Origin of the sequence: Streptomyces sp. NBC_00631 (genome assembly GCF_045206895.1) — a bacterium.
Classification (GTDB): domain Bacteria; phylum Actinomycetota; class Actinomycetes; order Streptomycetales; family Streptomycetaceae; genus Streptomyces.
In genome coordinates this window covers 4,093,961-4,110,264 of sequence record NZ_CP107734.1, presented here as the reverse complement: position 1 = coordinate 4,110,264, position 16,304 = coordinate 4,093,961, and the positions used below count along the sequence as shown (strand labels likewise).

General features: G+C 71.1%; 22 protein-coding genes. 18 read left to right on the top strand and 4 right to left on the bottom strand.

Annotated elements, in window-relative coordinates; all coding sequences use genetic code 11:
* Positions 1-6: 6 nt before the first annotated feature.
* From OHB00_RS18805 to OHB00_RS18790, 4 genes are all read right to left on the bottom strand, one after another.
* The gene (locus tag OHB00_RS18805; protein ID WP_406436050.1) at positions 7-693 is read right to left on the bottom strand and encodes a hypothetical protein; all 687 of its coding nucleotides are present in this window, start codon (positions 691-693) and stop codon (positions 7-9) included.
* Complete coding sequence (locus OHB00_RS18800; RefSeq protein WP_406436049.1) at positions 693-1,001, bottom strand: DUF6112 family protein; 309 nt, start codon at positions 999-1,001, stop codon at positions 693-695. Before OHB00_RS18800 ends, OHB00_RS18805 begins: the two co-directional genes overlap by 1 nt.
* Before the next feature lie 247 nt (positions 1,002-1,248).
* Positions 1,249-1,617 carry a hypothetical protein gene (locus OHB00_RS18795; protein WP_406436048.1) on the bottom strand — a complete coding sequence of 123 codons (369 nt, stop codon included), beginning with the start codon at positions 1,615-1,617 and terminating at the stop codon, positions 1,249-1,251.
* 73 nt (positions 1,618-1,690) lie between these two features.
* A complete protein-coding gene (locus tag OHB00_RS18790; protein ID WP_406436047.1) occupies positions 1,691-2,824 on the bottom strand; it encodes a C40 family peptidase in 1,134 nt (377 codons plus the stop codon).
* A gap of 515 nt (positions 2,825-3,339) precedes the next feature.
* Here OHB00_RS18790 and OHB00_RS18785 point away from each other — a divergent pair.
* The 18 genes from OHB00_RS18785 to OHB00_RS18700 all read left to right on the top strand — a co-directional run bounded on the left by OHB00_RS18785 (position 3,340) and on the right by OHB00_RS18700 (position 16,299).
* Complete coding sequence (locus OHB00_RS18785; RefSeq protein ID WP_406436046.1) at positions 3,340-4,095, top strand: DNA-methyltransferase; 756 nt, start codon at positions 3,340-3,342, stop codon at positions 4,093-4,095.
* 241 nt (positions 4,096-4,336) lie between these two features.
* Positions 4,337-4,879, top strand: coding sequence for a DUF4913 domain-containing protein (locus OHB00_RS18780; protein WP_406445852.1), 543 nt, complete (start codon positions 4,337-4,339; stop codon positions 4,877-4,879).
* A complete protein-coding gene (locus OHB00_RS18775; RefSeq protein ID WP_062643714.1) occupies positions 4,876-5,361 on the top strand; it encodes a hypothetical protein in 486 nt (161 codons plus the stop codon). Before OHB00_RS18780 ends, OHB00_RS18775 begins: the two co-directional genes overlap by 4 nt.
* Positions 5,362-5,379: 18 nt before the next feature.
* Positions 5,380-6,078 carry a hypothetical protein gene (locus OHB00_RS18770; RefSeq protein WP_406436045.1) on the top strand — a complete coding sequence of 233 codons (699 nt, stop codon included), beginning with the start codon at positions 5,380-5,382 and terminating at the stop codon, positions 6,076-6,078.
* A 17-nt stretch (positions 6,079-6,095) separates the two neighbouring features.
* The gene (locus OHB00_RS18765; protein ID WP_406436044.1) at positions 6,096-6,845 is read left to right on the top strand and encodes a hypothetical protein; all 750 of its coding nucleotides are present in this window, start codon (positions 6,096-6,098) and stop codon (positions 6,843-6,845) included.
* Between the two features lie 181 nt (positions 6,846-7,026).
* The gene (locus OHB00_RS18760) at positions 7,027-7,350 is read left to right on the top strand and encodes an SH3 domain-containing protein (RefSeq protein WP_406445850.1); all 324 of its coding nucleotides are present in this window, start codon (positions 7,027-7,029) and stop codon (positions 7,348-7,350) included.
* Positions 7,351-7,443: 93 nt separating this feature from the next.
* Positions 7,444-7,920 carry a hypothetical protein gene (locus OHB00_RS18755; protein ID WP_406436043.1) on the top strand — a complete coding sequence of 159 codons (477 nt, stop codon included), beginning with the start codon at positions 7,444-7,446 and terminating at the stop codon, positions 7,918-7,920.
* Complete coding sequence (locus OHB00_RS18750) at positions 7,917-8,360, top strand: hypothetical protein (RefSeq protein WP_406436042.1); 444 nt, start codon at positions 7,917-7,919, stop codon at positions 8,358-8,360. Before OHB00_RS18755 ends, OHB00_RS18750 begins: the two co-directional genes overlap by 4 nt.
* 10 nt (positions 8,361-8,370) lie before the next feature.
* Complete coding sequence (locus OHB00_RS18745) at positions 8,371-8,784, top strand: hypothetical protein (RefSeq protein ID WP_406436041.1); 414 nt, start codon at positions 8,371-8,373, stop codon at positions 8,782-8,784.
* Between the two features lie 42 nt (positions 8,785-8,826).
* Positions 8,827-9,669 carry a winged helix-turn-helix transcriptional regulator gene (locus tag OHB00_RS18740; protein ID WP_406436040.1) on the top strand — a complete coding sequence of 281 codons (843 nt, stop codon included), beginning with the start codon at positions 8,827-8,829 and terminating at the stop codon, positions 9,667-9,669.
* Complete coding sequence (locus OHB00_RS18735) at positions 9,666-10,184, top strand: regulator (RefSeq protein ID WP_406436039.1); 519 nt, start codon at positions 9,666-9,668, stop codon at positions 10,182-10,184. Before OHB00_RS18740 ends, OHB00_RS18735 begins: the two co-directional genes overlap by 4 nt.
* 44 nt (positions 10,185-10,228) lie before the next feature.
* On the top strand, positions 10,229-11,416 hold the full coding sequence (locus OHB00_RS18730) for an MFS transporter (protein ID WP_406436038.1): 1,188 nt from the start codon (positions 10,229-10,231) through the stop codon (positions 11,414-11,416).
* 35 nt (positions 11,417-11,451) lie between these two features.
* Complete coding sequence (locus OHB00_RS18725; protein ID WP_406436037.1) at positions 11,452-11,754, top strand: hypothetical protein; 303 nt, start codon at positions 11,452-11,454, stop codon at positions 11,752-11,754.
* Between the two features lie 55 nt (positions 11,755-11,809).
* On the top strand, positions 11,810-13,063 hold the full coding sequence (locus OHB00_RS18720) for an ATP-grasp domain-containing protein (protein ID WP_406436036.1): 1,254 nt from the start codon (positions 11,810-11,812) through the stop codon (positions 13,061-13,063).
* The gene (locus OHB00_RS18715) at positions 13,060-14,223 is read left to right on the top strand and encodes an MFS transporter (RefSeq protein WP_406436035.1); all 1,164 of its coding nucleotides are present in this window, start codon (positions 13,060-13,062) and stop codon (positions 14,221-14,223) included. Before OHB00_RS18720 ends, OHB00_RS18715 begins: the two co-directional genes overlap by 4 nt.
* Complete coding sequence (locus OHB00_RS18710; protein ID WP_406436034.1) at positions 14,220-14,873, top strand: HAD family hydrolase; 654 nt, start codon at positions 14,220-14,222, stop codon at positions 14,871-14,873. The genes OHB00_RS18715 and OHB00_RS18710 overlap by 4 nt, the downstream gene beginning before the upstream one ends.
* A 46-nt stretch (positions 14,874-14,919) precedes the next feature.
* Entirely contained in the window at positions 14,920-15,780 is an 861-nt protein-coding gene (locus tag OHB00_RS18705; RefSeq protein ID WP_406436033.1) for a DUF317 domain-containing protein, read from the top strand.
* A 30-nt stretch (positions 15,781-15,810) separates the two neighbouring features.
* On the top strand, positions 15,811-16,299 hold the full coding sequence (locus tag OHB00_RS18700) for a hypothetical protein (protein ID WP_406436032.1): 489 nt from the start codon (positions 15,811-15,813) through the stop codon (positions 16,297-16,299).
* The last annotated feature ends 5 nt before the right edge of the window (positions 16,300-16,304 follow it).

Here is a 16,304-nt window from a genome sequence, read left to right as displayed (position 1 = left end):
CGCGGGTCACTGCGTGACGCTCGGGGCGATGGCGGCCAGGGTGCAGTCGTGATTCGGGCGGCACTGGACGGCGAGGGTCACGGCCCGTTCCTCGGCTCCGCCGCCGCCCTTCTTCCAGGCGATCTGCTGCTTGCCGTTGACGGTGACGACGTAGATGTACGCCTCGGTGATCGCGGACGGGTCGTCGGCCAGCGCCTGCTTGAACGCGGAGGGGTAGTGGCCCTCGGTGACGCCGGCGGTGGCGTGCTGATCCTGGTCGGCCATCCGCGACCACAGCACCGGATCGGGCACCTGACCGGAGACAGAGGCCCAGTCGGCGTACTTGGCCTCCGTGGTCATCCAGGCACGCATGCCGGCGAGCTGCTGGTCCCGGCTGGTGTCGCGGGTGTCGTAGGACCACAGCATCTGGGCCGCCGCCTTGGCGTAGGCGACCGGTTCGGCGATCTGCGGAGGCTGGGACACCGACCCGGATCCGGAGGAAGGCTTGGGGGCGGCCTCGGAGGAGGACGGGCTGCCACTCGGGGTGGGCGCGGCGGTGCCCGGGGCCTCGTGGCCGTTGCCGCCGCCGGTCAGCAGGGCGACGATCCCGGCGATGGCGAGCAGGGCTGCGACGGCGGAGGCGACGATCGCGATGCGCCGGTTGGCCGACCAGCCACTGCCATACGAAGACAGGGAGGGGAGTCGTTTCTTCATCAGTGCACCTGCGACCCGAGGGTCGAGAAGAACGCGACGATGCCGTTCGCGGCGCCCAGGCCCAGGGCGGCGCCCGCGGCCACGACCGCGCCCTTCTTCCCGTTGGCCTCGGCCTGGTGACCGCCCGTGTGATGGCCCCAGGCCCACACTCCGAGCGATACAGCGAGGGCGCCGACGACGGCGACGATGCCGAACAAGTTGATCGAGTTGACGACGTTCTTCAGCACGCTCAGGCCGGGCAGGCCACCGCCCGAGGGCGTGATGCCGGGGTCGTAGGCCAGGTACTGCACGGTTTCGAGTAGGGGCAAGGAGGCTCCTTGGGCACGCCGAAACCCGGCGCGCGGGAATCACAGAAGGAAAGGGAGGAACGAGGCAGCGCCTCGTAGAAAGGGAGGGCAGACACCGTGCAGGAACCGGCTGGCCCGGGCGGCGTCCGCGAAGAGACGGCATCGCTCGCACGAGGACGCAGCAGGTGCCGCGCCGAGGCCGCGGACCGAGCCGGTGCTTCCAGCGAAGGCGCGCCGGCTCAGGGGCCGAACCGGCCGTGGGAGACCCCTACTTCGGGATCGACGGCTTCGGAGCGGGGTTGGTCTTGTACGGGTTCGCGCAGTTGTAGATCATGTAACCGCGGCCGATCTTCTTGCCGTCCGACTTCCGGGTGACGGTGCCGCGCGTGTACCAGGTCTTCTCGACCTTCTTGTAGACCCACTGGTCGTAGACGACCTTGTCGTGCCGGTAGCCGATGCCCAAGACCGTGGACGTCTTCGACGGTGCCTTGCGCACCTTGACCGCACTGCAGCTAATGGTGGTGGTGCCGGTGTCGTACGCCTGTGCCGTGGAGGCGGTGGCCAGGCCGCCGGCGACGACGGCCAGGCCCAGAGAGGCTGCCGCGAGGGCACGCTGGGCGCGGGGGCGGGTTATCAAGCAGATGCTCCGTACTGATTAGGGGAATCTCGGTCAGAGATGGTGTGCCGGGGCCCTCGCGCCCCGGACGGCGTCACAGGACGCGGCGGGCGGCGAGAATCGTCCAGTCCTTGATCGGAGTGATCCGGACCGGCTTGGTGGTGCGCGGCGCCTCGATCACGAGGCCCTCGCCCATGTACATGCCGACGTGCTCAGGGCGGGCGGCGGTACCGCGGCTGAAGATCAGGTCGCCGGGCTTGAGTTGGGCTGGCGAAACCGCCTTGCCCTCGTTGACCTGGGTGTACGTGGTGCGGGTGAGCGTGACGCCTGCATGTGCGTACGCCTGCTGCATCAGGCTGGAGCAGTCGCAGCGGCCCATCGGGTCGGGACCATGCGCGTTGGTGCAGGTGCCGCCCCACTGGTAGAGCGTGCCGAGCTGGTGCATCGCCCACTCGATGGCCTTGCGCGCCTTCGGATCGGCGTCCTTCGGGATCGCGTAGCCCTTCGGGACGCTTCCCTCGGGGATACGGCCGAAGCCGGAACCGTCCTGGCCCGGAGCACAGCCGCTCGTGCCGGTCGATGCTTGCTCGCCCTGGTCTGCGTCCTTGCTGTCCGCGTCGGTGCCGCCGCCCGGGAAGGTCTTGGCGATGGCATCCTGCAGCGCGGTGGCCAGGCTCTCCCACTGCGCATACGCGTCGGGGTAGGCGGATCTCTGCACGGCTTGGGCGGCCTGGGCGACGGTCATCTGCTGCCAGCCGCTCACCTTGAGCAAGTGCTTGTAGAACTGCTCGGAGGCGTAGACCGGATCGCGGATCTGCTGGGCACTGCCCCAGCCCTGGGAGGGACGCTGCTGGAACAGGCCGAGCGAGTCCCGGTCCCCGTAGTTGAGGTTGCGCAGCCGGCTCTCCTGCATCGCGGTGGCGAGCGCGATGATCTGTCCCTTCCTGGGGACGTCGAGCGAGAGGCCGGCGGCCACGATCGTCGCCGCGTTGGGGACTTGTTCGGCGGGCAGGTCCAGGCCCTCGACGTGGACGTTCTTGCCGGACGCGCCGTCGAGAATCTTGGTGACCTGCTCGGCGACCTCGTCGGTGTCGATGTCGGTGAGGCAGCTGCTGAAGGAGCTGCTGCTCTGCACGGCGTCGGCGGAGGAGGCCAGCATCATGCCGGTGCCGGCGATCAGGATGGGGGAGAGGAAGACGACGCCGATGCCGGCGGCGAGCGCCTTCAACCGGAGCGGATCGCTCGCCGGTCAGGGCTTTCGGGCGTGGGTGGGTGGCGAGACGTCATGAGCGTGTCCTTCGGGGTGCAGTGTCCGGCCGTGCCGCGTGCGCGAGGCGTGATGGGAAGGGCGCGGCGGCCGGGATGGGCGATCAAGGCGGGCCGGTGTGGGCGAGTTGCCGCTCGCTCCGCGTGGCCGGGCGGTGAGCTAGGTGTGCCGGGACAAGGGGGTACCTCCGTGAGGTGGGGCAGGGGAGTAGTCAGCGGCGGTGTGCGCCGGACGGTTCAAAAACAGTAGGCCCAGATCGGCGGTTGACCAAAAAGCTGGCGTGAGGTATCGGAATCCGGCACCTCACGCCAGCTTTTTGGTCGTCGGCGTTTTCGCCTCTACAGTTTTTGGACTCCCCCCTCGCCTTCCTCGGTCTGTGGCCCTGGGCTTCTGCATGCCCACTTCCGGCCCGCGAGGATTTCTGTGCGAGGCGGTGAGTTCTCTCCGCGACTCCGCACCCGAATAGGGGTTCCTCTTTGCCTTTTTCCCTGCACCAGGGCGACGCCCTCAGTGTTCTCGCCGGCCTTCCGGGCGGCTGCGTCGACTCCGTCATTACCGATCCGCCGTACAACTCGGGCGGTAGGACCGCGAAGGAGCGCACCACCCGCTCCGCGAAGCAGAAGTACACCTCCGCCGACGCCCAGCACACCCTCCCGGACTTCACCGGCGAGAACATGGACCAGCGCAGCTACGGGTTCTGGCTGACGCAGATCATGACCGAAGCCCACCGCCTCACCAAGACCGGCGGGACCGCGCTGCTGTTCACCGACTGGCGTCAACTCCCGATCACGACGGATGCGATCCAGGCTGCCGGGTGGCTGTGGCGCGGGGTACTGGCCTGGCACAAGCCGCAGGCACGGCCCCAGAAGGGCCGGTTCACCCAGAACTGTGAATTCATCGTCTGGGCCAGCAAGGGGGCGATCGACGGCTCCCGGAACCCCGTCTATCTGCCCGGCATGTACTCGGCCTCGCAGCCCTCGGGGGCGAAGCGTCAGCACATCACGCAGAAGCCCGTCGAGGTGATGCGCGAGCTGGTCAAGATCAGTCCTGAGGGCGGCACTGTGCTCGACTTCTGTGCCGGCTCCGGCTCCACGGGGGTGGCCGCTCTGCTGGAAGGCAGGGACTTCATCGGCGTGGAGAAGACCGAGCACTACGCGGCGATCGCGGCTGACCGGCTCACCGAGACGATCCGCGAGACCCTCACGCAAGACGACGTGGTTCTCACCGCCTGAGCCGCGAGCGCGCTTCCCGTCAAGGCGACTGGCGCCCTAGTCGGCAATCCGGCGAAGTGGACTTGTCACCCGCCGGCCGGTCCGAGCATTGCCGCTTCCGTCTACCTCACATTCCGCGTCTCGTAGGAGGCCCAACTTCTTCATGCCCGAACCCATAAAACCCCCTGACGATGGGGAGTTGGAGCCGGTACGCATTCCCGATCCACAGCTGGAAGGAATCGAGGCGAGCGTCCGACGGCTTATGGAGCAGTCGGCGCAACAGGCGCAGCAACTCGACCACCTCGCGTCCGCCCCGGAGCCGAGCGGATCGCCGTTCGCCGCGTTCGGCATGCCGGGGCTCGGCGGGCCGCTTGCCGCCGCTCCGCCGGAGCCCCGCCCAATCCTGGAACTCGACGGGGAGGAACGCGAAGACGAACTCGACGCCTTGTCGGACTGGATCGACGACTTCTTCCTCCCGGTTTACGGGGCGGAGGTCACCACCGCAGCGCCCTGGTGCCTGCAGTGGCAGGAGCACGATGATGTCGTGGCCTGGCTCCACGCCCTGTGGCTCGCCTACCAGCAGCACAAGGACCCCGAAGCCGGATTGAGCGGCCTGTTCGTGTGGCACCGGGACTTCCTCACCCACGCCCTTGCGGCCGTCCGCGCACCGGGCGGGCCGCTGTCGGCCTGCATGACCTCTCCCGACCGGCCCGCGCACCGTCTTCTGCCCGGCCCGCCGCCGTCCGCGCGCACGGAGACGGCGGCCACGGCGGAAGCCGACGGGCCTGCAGAGCCGACGTCATGACCGCGGGACAGGGACAGCCCGCCTTCGGCCTGAGCTTCGACCCCCGCGCGCTGACCGATCTCCTCCAAGCCCCCAGCGATATCCGCGACCTCACCCTCGCCTACCTGCAGGAAGTCGTGAACGCGCAGCGCTTCGGACTGCGCCTCGACGGTGACCTGGAGGGCTACCGCAAGCTGTTCGTGGACTCGCGCAAGGACTGGCGCGTCGTCTACGGCGTCCGCCCGGCGCCCGCGGAGTCCGCGCATCCGAAGGAGATCCACGTCGTCGCGGTCCGGCCGCGTGCGGGCAACGACGTCTACGACGAGGTCGGTCGCCGCCTGGGGATGACTCGCCGGCCGCTGAGCGCCCGCACCCACGCGGCCCGCTCCCGCTCCCCGCAGCTGACCACCCGCACTCCCGCGCCCCGGCCCGGTCCACCACCCACCGCACTGCCGGGTCTGCCCCGTCCCGCACACAACCCCGCGCATCACCACACCCGCTGAACGCACGGAGCCTCGCCTATGCCCCCTGAACCCGCGCCGACACCAGCCCGGCGTGCGGTCTCCCCGCTCGACCACCGCATCGAAGCCACCACCGGCCACGACATCGACACCCTGTGGGCCTACCGCGACCGCGGCATCCTCGACGAGCCCCACGCCCACCTGGTCGACCAGCACCGCGAGCTGGCTAAGACCCAGACCGGCGTCACCTTCTACCTCCGCCTCCTCAACCGCCTTTCCAGCGGCGAGTTCGACGTCGATGGCGCCCTGTTCACGCGCATCGACCGCACCGTGGACCAGCTGGAGGAGGCCGCCGAAGCGCGGAACGCCGCCGCCGGGAAGGTACTCGCCGCCCTGGAGCCCATCGAGGCCGCCGCAGCGGCCCCGGCGCCCAGCGCGCAGCAGCTCTCGACGGACGATCAGGCCGCGCTGCTCGCCATCGCCGGCGGCGCCAAGCTCTACGAACACCTGCTGACCGGCCGGACATCCGTCACCGCCGCCTCCGGCACCCGCATCCCACACGCCAAGCTGCAGCGACTGGAGGACGCCGGCCTGGTCGTACGGGATACCAGCCACCCCGTGCACGCCGGCCAGCCGGTCGCACTCACCGACGCCGGACGCGCCGCGCTGTTCGCCGCCCGGCGGACCCCCACGACACGGGCACCCACGCTCCCGGCTCGCCCCGGCACATCGCCGTCCACGCCGGTGCAGCGGCGCTGAACTCCACCGAAAGGCCCTTGTTGCCCCCTACCGAACCGGCGCTTGCCCGGAAGCCCATCCCCCAAGTCGACTTCGAGCTGGATGACTTCGATGCCGACGAGGAGATGTACCTCGACTTCTACCGCCAGGTCGCCGTCCACGAGGACATGCTCGTCCCCCTCGCCGCACACCACACCCCTAACGGCGCGCACAGCTACTACGTCCTCTTCGACCGCACCGCCACCTGGGGACACCCTGGTATGCCGCAGCTGCTCGCCGTGCATCTGCAACGGGACCGAGAGAAGCGGACCTTCACCTTCGAGCAGGCCGGCGTGCCGCTGCCCGCGATGGCGCAGTCCTGGCTCGTCCACCGTGGCTGCCCGCAGAACGCCATCGGCCTCGACCCCGAGCTGGGGCCACCGCCGGCGGACGAGGCGACTCGTGCGCTGGAGCGACGCCTCGCGGGCGACGGCGACCACTACGCCATGGGCTACTCCTACACCCGCGACGACCCGGACGACACGGTCACCGTCGTGGCACTGCGCGCCCTGGACGAACGAGCCCCAAGCCCGTTCCGCGTCGTGGTCGAGGAGGTCGACACCGACGCGTGGACGCACACCCTGCGCGAGGGCGGCTTCGACACGGTGGGCGAGGCCCTGCAGTGGTGCGACGACCGGCTTACCGGCGAGGCTGGCCCCCTGCCGCCGGTCCGCCCGGCAGCCGCAGCCAGCCGCCCGGCAGCCCTGCCGAAGGCCCCTGCCCCACGCCCACCCGGCCGCTCGCGCTGAGCGCCAAAGCCGACGCGGGCGGCGAAACATAGCCGACGATCGCCGGTTAGCCAAACCGGCGATTCTCCGGACTCTTATACAGCCGCCGGAACAACTCCCGCGGCGCCATTCCATGCAATCCCTATGCCTTCACGGAGGTTTCTTCCGCATGCGCTCCACCCGAATTGCCATATCCGCGGCGATGCTCGGAGTAATCGCTCTGCCGATGCTGTCCACTACGCCCGCGAGCGCGGCCCCCGCCGCCGCTGCCTCGACGGCCACGAGCATCGTGACGCCCTGCCCGGACCTCCCGCCGCTGCCGTACAAGGTCCACACCAAGGCCGTGACCATCCGGTCCAAGGCCACCACGAAGTCCACCGCGCTCGGAGTGCTCTACAAGAGCCACAAGTTCACCGTGCACAAGAAGAGCGGCAACTGGCTCTACATCACGGACAAGACGACCGGCGTCAAGGGCTGGGTCTCCGGCACATACGTGTACCGCGACACCCGCATGTGCCTGGACTGACAGACATTCAGCAGGAAAGCGACTGGGCCGCCGGGCACGGACGCCCCTCACATTCCCCCAGGCATCGGCCCTTCCAGAACAGGAGTTTTCCTTTTGTCCGACGGCATATCCGATGACGCTGAGGATGTCGTGGGCGTGCTCACCGAACGGATCGAAGCGCACTTCGCCATGGACATGGACCAGCTGAAGGCCGCGGTCGCCGCCGCGCCGACCGCGAACCCTGACGCCACCGACGTCGTCAAGTGGCACGGCCTTCTCGTCCAGGCGCAGTCCGTGCTCGACCGCGCGGAGGACGACCTCCTCGCCGCGCTGGAAACCCAGCCCAGCGAGGTCGACGACCCGACGATGGGCCTCGCCCACCGCGTGAACGCGGCCGTGACCACACGCGACGGCCGGGCCCTGGTCGTGCGGTGGCTCCTCGACCCGGACGCTCCGGGGAAGAAGGACCTCGCCGCCGAACGCCTTGCCCGTCTGCGCCCCCGAACCGGGCCGGCGGTACACACCAGCGCTCCCCACCGACCCGCGGGCACACCCGCGTCGGCGTGGCGGGCGGGAAGGCCCGTCCGATGAGCCGGGACAAGGCAAGCACCATGGACGGCGACCTGCAGAAGGTCTTCGGGAACCCGGTTCCCGAACTGTACGAGGCGGCTGTCGGCCACGATGCCTCGCCCGCCCTCGCCCGTGCCCTGGAACTGCGCTCCTTCCTGGCGCTGACCGAGGAACAGGTCGCCCGCGTCCGCGACCGCGTGCACGCGGACATGGATCCGGACCGCGACATGGGCGAACTGTCAGCGGACAAGCTCCGCTTCGACGCGCAGTGGCTGGAAGCGGCCCTCGACGCCCGCAATGGCTACCGCGCCGCCCTCGGCGAGCTGCTGCGCACCATGCCTCCGCCCGACCAGCGGGCCCGCCCCGTCCGCACGGCACAACTCGAGATCACCGCAACCCTGCCCCCGTCCACCGCCCCGGCACCCCCGCGTGCCGGGGCGGCCTGGGCCCGCCGACCTTGAAAGCCCCCGCTTGTCCCACCTCACGTCCACCGAGGTAGCCGGTCGGATCAAGGACCTCTACGGCGCGCCGCTCGCCGACCTCGAAGCCCACGCCCAGGACCAGCCGCCCGGCATGCTCTCTGCCCTGCTCGGCATGCACCACGACCTCGCCCTCGCCGAGCGCAGCATCGACGTCCACCGCGTCCACCTCGCCCAGCTCATCCACCCCGAGCGGCAGATCGGCCAGCACGACGTCTCCCACCTTCTCGATGGCTCCCGCCGGCTCGCCGAGGCAGTCGCAGTCCGCGACGTCCAGGCCAAGTCGGTCGCCGCGGTTCTGCAGAGCCTGGCCCGCGTCCCAGCTCCAGCGCCGTCCCCGCCGACTCCCTCGCCGCCCGTTCCGGCTCCACCTCTTCCGGCCCAGAGCACCGCACACAGCCGCTGATCCGCTGGCGATTTCCCTTTACGTACCCAGGAGTTCCTCCCCTTGGCCATCACCGCACTGCCCCCAGACACCGAAGCCGACATCGCCCGGGTCACCGAGGCCCTCGCCATGATCACCCCGCGCTGGAACGTGAGGATCCTGCTGGCACTCTCCGGCCCGCCGCTGCGCTACAGCGAGCTGGCGGCCAAGGTGTCCTGGCTGCAGAACGGCCAGCTCCACCCCAAGCTCAAGGCACTGTGCGACGCCGGGCTCGTCGAGCGCACCGAACACACCGCACGGCATGTGACCTACGGCCACACCGGGCGTGGTGCTGCCCTGCTGCCGGTCTTGCCGTTGATCGTCACCTGGGCCGAGGAGCATCTGGAGAAGGCGGACCGTCCGTTGCCCGCGATCGAGCAGATCGAGGACAGCCTCACTCTGCTCACCCGGCGGCACGCCGCCGCCCTCCTGTGGGTGCTCAAGTCCCGCGAGGAGGTCAGCGGGCGGGCCCTGGCTCGGATCGTGATGCCCAGCAGCGACTGGACCAACGTGTACCCGCCGCTGCGGCAGCTGGTCGCCGACGGGCTGGTCGACACCGAGGGCCTCGGCCGACCCTACCGGCTGTCCGCGGCGGGCGATGGCCTGGGCCCCGTTCTGGGCGCCCTGTCCGCATGGTGTGCCGGACAGCCCCTCAGCCAGGCGGCCCAGCACCCGGTCTGGGGGCACCCGCAGGTGAAGCCCGCGCCGAGGCCGTGGGTCAGCAGCCAGTCCCGGCTGGCCCCCGCGGCGCTCCCGCAGGCCCGGACGGGTGAGTTCTCTCCGGCGTGGCACAACCGCGATCTCTTCTCCCACGCCACGCCCGCCCGCCCGAAGGCGGCCATCCAGGCGGGAGGTCCGCGCCGATGACCACCCTCTTCACCCCTGCCGAAGTACGCCACGCTGTCGAGCTGCTGGCGTCGCGCTCCTTGATCCGACTGGTCACCGAGATCGACGACAACGGGGCGATACCACCGCGGCGGCTGGCCGCTACCCTTCCCGACCTCTCCTCGCACCAACTACGCCGCGCTACTGAAACGGCCCACGCTCACAATCTCGTCCGCGTTGCGCCCGGCGCCGGTCTGGAACTCACCGAGCAGGGTTCGGAGTTGGCCGACCTGTACGACGCGGTTGCCCGCTGGGCCCGCCGCCACGCCTACCCGGCACCGGTCTGCGAGTTCAGCAGTCGCGTCCGCCACGTCCTCGACCTCCTGGCGCCCTCGCTCGCGACCGAGCGCGCCGACGGCCTCCCGCGGCCGTCCGCCGAGCGGCTGCCCAGCGACGAGGCCGAAGGCGACCTTGTCCGTCCCCGAACCCTCCTGATCCAGTGGCTGGCCCGCAACCCTCAGATCACCTGGGTGTCCGAGCCCGAGCCGGCCGCGTGAGCACAGCGGCTGCACCCCCGCGTGCACGCCACAGCGCCGGGCTGATGCGCAGCATCTACCTGCCGCGCACGGCGGACGCCCTCGCGTTCGCGATGTCCACCTACGGCATCCCGCTGCTGGTCCTGGCCACCACGCGCTCCCCCGCGCTGACGGGCGCCGCGTTCGCCCTGGAGTGGATCCCGCGGCTGGCGGCGTTCGGGTGGGCCGGATCCATCGTCGACCGGCGCGGGGCGGCCGTCGTCTTCCACCTCGCCTCCCTGGGACGCGCGCTGGCCCTCGCCGCCGGCGCGGTCCTGCTCCAACTCCACTCGTCCGGCACCGTGGCCAGCGCAACGGTGATGGTGCTGGCGGCGACGACCGGCGTGCTCACCGAGTTCAGCTACATCGCGGCCGAGACCGCGGGCGCCGCCGCCGGCCGACGGGCAGGAAAGCGGGCCCACCGCGTCCAGGCGGCCCTGCTTGGCGTCGACCAGACCGCGACCCTGGCCGGCCCAGCCCTCGCAGGGGTTCTCCTGCTCGCCGGGCCGCCGACGATGCTCGCGGTGATCACGGTGCTCTCGCTTCTCGCCGCGATGCTCGCCCTTCGTACACCCCCCTCACCCGTTGCCCCGGCCCGCGCTCCGAAGAGACAGTCCGGCGCCGGACTCCTCACCGGGTGGCACACCATCCGCTCTCTTCCGGCACTCGGCTGGCTGGTGACCGGGCTGACCCTGTCCAACCTGGCCACCGGACTCCTCCAAGCGGCCGGTCCGGTAATAGTTGTCAAGCACTTCGGGCAGTCCACCACGGCCGTCGGCCTGGTCTGGTCCGCAGCCGCCGCAGCGACGCTCCTCAGCGTCACACTCTGCCGCTTCGCGCTCGACCGCCTGGGCCTGTGGCCGGTCGGCGCCGCCTGCGCCGCCCTCGCCTCGCTCGCCTGCCTCGCCGCCGCCCAGGCCCCCGACTACTGGTCCTACCTGGTCCTGGTCGCGGTCCTCATGGCGGCCGACGGCGGCATGACGGTGGTCCTGCGCACCCTGCGCTCCCGCCTGATCCCCCCGGAGAAGTTCGGCAGCACCCTGTCGGCGACCATTCTCGTCCTCCTGCTGCCCTTCCCCGTCGCTGGCGTGCTCACCGCGCTCACCCCGCCCGACGCGCTGGGCTACGTCATCACTGTCTGCGCCGGTCTGCAGGCCCTCGGCCTGCTGTACGCGTTCGCCCGCCTGCGCACCGATCCCGCCCTGCGCACCTGACCCTGCCGCGCTTTCCCCAGCCTGTGGAGAACCTCATGTCCATCGCCGCCCTCAGATCGCACCGCGCGAGCGGTCGCACCATCACCGAACAGTTCCACGCCTTCGACGCACACAATCCGCACGTCTACCGCGCTCTGGAACGCATGGCCGCCCGCCGCCTGGCCGCCGGCGCCACACGGGTCAGTTTGAAGGACCTCTTCGAAGACCTGCGCCGCCAACTCCCGTACGGCGTCGCCGGGCTGAACAACAACTTCACCGCCCTCTACGCCCGCCGCCTGATCGACGACCACCCCCACTGGGCCGGCGTGTTCGAGCTGCGCCGCCGCCGCGCCGCCTGAGACATCCCCTTTCCCTTCCCTCGACCTGCCGCCTACCGACTCGGAGAACCCCTTCTTGTCCGCTCGCCCCCTCGTACTCGTCGTCTCCCCGGGCGATGAGGCGGATCGCGGCAACTGCCTTGAGCAGGTGGCCGCCGCGTACGACATCGTCTTGTTGACCGGCGCCGAGCCATCGTGGGAGAAGCCGCACATCGTCGACCACGCCGTCGCCGATCTGCACCACACCACCGCGCTGCTCTCCGCCGGCCGGGCTCTTGCGGAACGACACGACCTTGACGGCGTCGTCACCTGGGACGAATGGAACCTCGTCCCCACCGCCCGCCTCGCCCGCGCGCTCGGTCTGGCCGCGAACCCCGTCGAGGTGATGCGGGCCTGCCGCAACAAGGCCACCGCCCGCACGCTGTTCGCCCGCCACGGAGTGCCGTCGGCAGCCTCGATGACCGCCCGGACCCTGCGGGAGGCTGAAAGGGCGACGAGGACCCTCGGCTTCCCCGCCGTCATCAAGCCCGCCGCAGCGGCCGGCAGCATCGGCGTGATCCGCATCGACCGGCCCGAAGAGCTGCCCGCAGCCTTCGAGTTCGCCTCGGCCGGCGCACACCGCAGCCGCGAGGACAGCGGCGTCCTGGTCGAGGAGTACCTCGACGGACCGGAGGTCTCCGTCGAATGCGTCACCCACCGCGGCACCACCACCGCCGTCGCCGTGACCCGCAAGCGCCTGGGCCCCGCACCCTACTTCGACGAGACCGGCCACACCGTCGACGCCGCCGATCCGCTCCTCGCAACGGTGGCGCCGACCGCCGGCGCTGCCATCAAGGCCCTGGGAATCACCGACGGCGTGCAGCACGTCGAGATGCGCCTGGTCGGCGGCCGGCCCCGGCTGATCGAGGTCAACGCGCGCCTCGGCGGCGACATGATCGGCCACCTCGTCCACCTGGCCACCGGCGTCGACCTCGCCCGGGCCGCCGCCGACATCGCCTGCGGACATACCCCCGACCTGACGCCCAACCGCCACCAGGCCGCAGCCATTCGCCTCGTCTACCCCGCCTACTCCGGCACCCTCACCGCCCGCCGCCTGACGGCACACGTCGGGGGATTGGAGCGTGTGCGCTTTCAGCGACAGGCCGGCGACCCGCTCGTACTGCCACAAGACGGCGGCGATCTGTACACCGCCCGCATCGGCTTCCTGATCACCACCGGGCCGACCGCCGCTGTCGCCGAAGCCCGCGCCCAGGAGGCGTACCGCAACCTCGACGTCCAGGTCGCCCCGCTCCCGCCGACGGCCCCGACTACCGGGCAGGGCGCCGCGTGAGACAGACCGCAACGCACGAGCTGGTGCGCAGCCGCCGCTTGCTAACCGGGTACTTCGCCGGACTGGGTGTGGCGATGGCCATCTTCGGCGCGCGCATGCCCGCCGTTCAGAACGCCGCAGAGGTGACTACCGCCGGGCTTGCCCTGGTCCTGCTGGCCGCCGCCCTCGGCATGGTCACCGGACTCCAGGCAGGTGGACGCCTCGCCCGCCCGGCCCGACTGCCCGCGCTGCTGACCGGCGGTGCTATAGCGCTCGCCGCCGGTCTTGCCGCCCTCGGGCTCTGCTCCAGTCTGGACAGCCTCCTGGCATCGGCGTTCGCCTTCGGCATCGCGCACGGCGTCCTTGACGTCGCAGCAAATGCCGCAGCGGTCCGATGCCAGGACGCCCACGGCCGCCCCATCATGGGCCGGCTGCACGCAAGTTACAGCCTCGGCGCCCTCCTCGGCGCCGCACTCGCCGCCACCACCGCCCACACCTCACACACCGTTCTGTTCGCCGCAGTGGCAGCCGGAGCCGCCGCGGCGGCAAGCGCGACCACGCGACTCACCCGCACCGTCGCCAGCCCCGCACTCGAGGCCGTCCACCACGGTGCTGCACCAGGCTCACCCGAGCAGAGGAGGCTGTCCCGGCGCCGATTGTGGCTGCTGGGCGCACTTGCTGCCGCCACGCTGCTGGGCGAAGGAGCCGCTGCCGACTGGGCCTCGGTCCACCTGCACGACCTCGGCGCGACAGCCGCGACCAGCGCCGCGGCGTACGGCTGCTACAGCGCCGCCATGGCCGCAGGCCGTCTCGCCGGAGACCGGCTCACCGCCCGCTTCGGCGCGGACACCGTCGTGCGCACCGGCGCCGCGTTGGCCGCGCTCGGCCTCGCCACCGGACTGGCCGGCTCCACCACCGCCTCTGCCCTCTTCGGCTGGACGGCCTTCGGCCTGGGCCTGTCCGTCACCATCCCCAGTCTGATCACCGCCGCCGGCACTGGCGGACCCCGCGCGGTCGCCACCGTCGCGGTCACCGGCTATGTCGGCCTTCTTGCCGGTCCCGCCCTCATCGGCGCTCTCACCACCGTCACCGCACTGCCGCACGCGCTGCTGCTGCCCGCCCTCCTCGCCGCAAGCGTCGCCGTGCTCGCACCCAAAGCCTTGGAGAAAACGACCCCTTGACCCGCACCTCCGCCTCCCCGAGCGGCGTGGACGCCCTGATCCTCGACTACAACGGAGTCCTCGGCCTCCAGCCCAGCACCGCCATGTGGACCCGGCTCGCCGACCTCGCCGAGTGGCCCGACCAGCATCTCCCCTCGTTCCAGGACGCCTTCTGGGCTCCCCGCAACGCCTACGACGCAGGGGAACTGAGCGATCTGGCCTACTGGGCCAAGGTCCTCGGACACCACCCCGGCCCACGGTTGCTGCGCACCCTGCGGGCCGCCGACACCGCCATGTGGACCCGAACCGACCCGCGCGTCCTCGATGTCCTGTACCGCGCCCGGGCCGCGGAGCTGCCGATGGTGCTGCTCTCCAACGCCCCGGCCCACCTCAGCGACGTCCTGGACGCCACCGTCTGGCGGCGCGAGCTGATGGACCACGCCTTGTACTCCGCCCGCCTGGGCCTGTGCAAGCCCGACCCGGCCGTGTACGAACACGCCCTGGCCGCCACCGGCGTCGCCGAGCCAGCACGCGTGCTGTTCGTCGACGACCGCGAGGACAACTGCCAGGCCGCCGCCCAGCTGGGCCTGCGAACCCTCCACTACACCGGCCAACCCGCCCACCTGGAACGACAGTTGCTGCCCACCCTCGCGGTCGGCACCGCTTCCTGACCGCGCACCGCGCCGCTCACCCTCCGGCCCAACCCTCAGGACTTTCGTGCCCGACACAGAAGAGATCGACGGCGACGCCTACGTCTCCCCCCGCTACCTCGCCGCCAGCACCTCCGCCGGAGACCCGGCTCTGGAACCGCTGCTCGCGCTCGGCTTCGACCTGCGTCACGACGACCTCGGCAACGCATACGTCACCGCGCCCGACCACCGCGTCCGACTCGGCTATCTGCCCGAGGGAGACGACGACGGTCTGTGGCGCATCAACGCCTACAAGGACTCGTTCGGCCCGCCGGAGTGGGGCGTCTGTTTCAACGACCGCGTCCCCACCGAGTTCGTCCGCGCCTTTACCACTGCTCTCGCCGAGGCGTACGGGCGTGGCCCGGACGCGTACCTCGCCAGGCCGGCCGCCGGGGTCGACGAACACGATCCCTTTCTGGCTGTCGTGCCCGTGCTGAAACAGGGCTGGGAGATCGACCGCCCGCGCTGGGGCGTCTTCGCGGTCCAGTCCCCCGACGGGCTGGCCGGCCTGGAGTTCACCACCGGCGACCTCGATCCGGAAACTGAGTTGACCACACGCGACGCCCGGTGGCAGCTGTGGGCGGGCAAGTCCATCGACCGGCCCGCCTGGTACGCCACGGCCAGCACCGACACGCCCGTCGCCCTGCTCACCGCCGTCACCGAGTGCGTCGCCGATCCGGCTCCCCTGCCCCGGTGGCGCGAGGAGACCTTCAGCTACATCAAGGGCATGGCCCAGCTCACCCCGATCCTTCCGCCCGGCCCGGCGGCCCCCACCCCGCTCGACGTGCAGCGGGCCGCCGCATCCCGCCGCCCGGCCGCGCTCCCCGCGGCCAGCGTCCCGCGCTGGAGCACCACCAGCCGACCGGCCCTGCCCGGTCCACGCCGATAGGACCAGCCCGACCCCTACCGGAGACCCCCCTTGTCCCTGCAGGCCCCGGAGTTCTTCGCCGAGTTGTGCCTCCCCTTCCACGACAGCACGGTCGTGGGCAACACGTACTTCGCCGCTCCCGTCCCCGGCGTACCGCTGCGGCTGCGGATCGATTTCACCGGCACCATCCACGCGGACACCTACGGCGGCCTACGCCTGGCGGTCGTCCACCCGGACCGCGGCGAGATCGACGCCGTCGTCCTCAGCTTCCTCGACCACGGCACCTTCCACCGCCGCGACGAAGCGACCAACACCCGGCCGAACACCAAGCAGCACGGCACCTTCGACACGTACCACCGCCCCGGCCGGCCTCCGTGGGAGGGAGCCGTCACCACCGGGCTGCGCGACGCCATCGAGCAGTACACCGCCGTCTGGTTCCCCGGCGCCTGGACCGCGTCCGCGCCGAGCCGCGCCGCAGCCCGGACCGCGCACACGTCTCCCGCCATGCCGATCACCCGCAGTGGCGCCCGCGCCCGCTGAGCCGC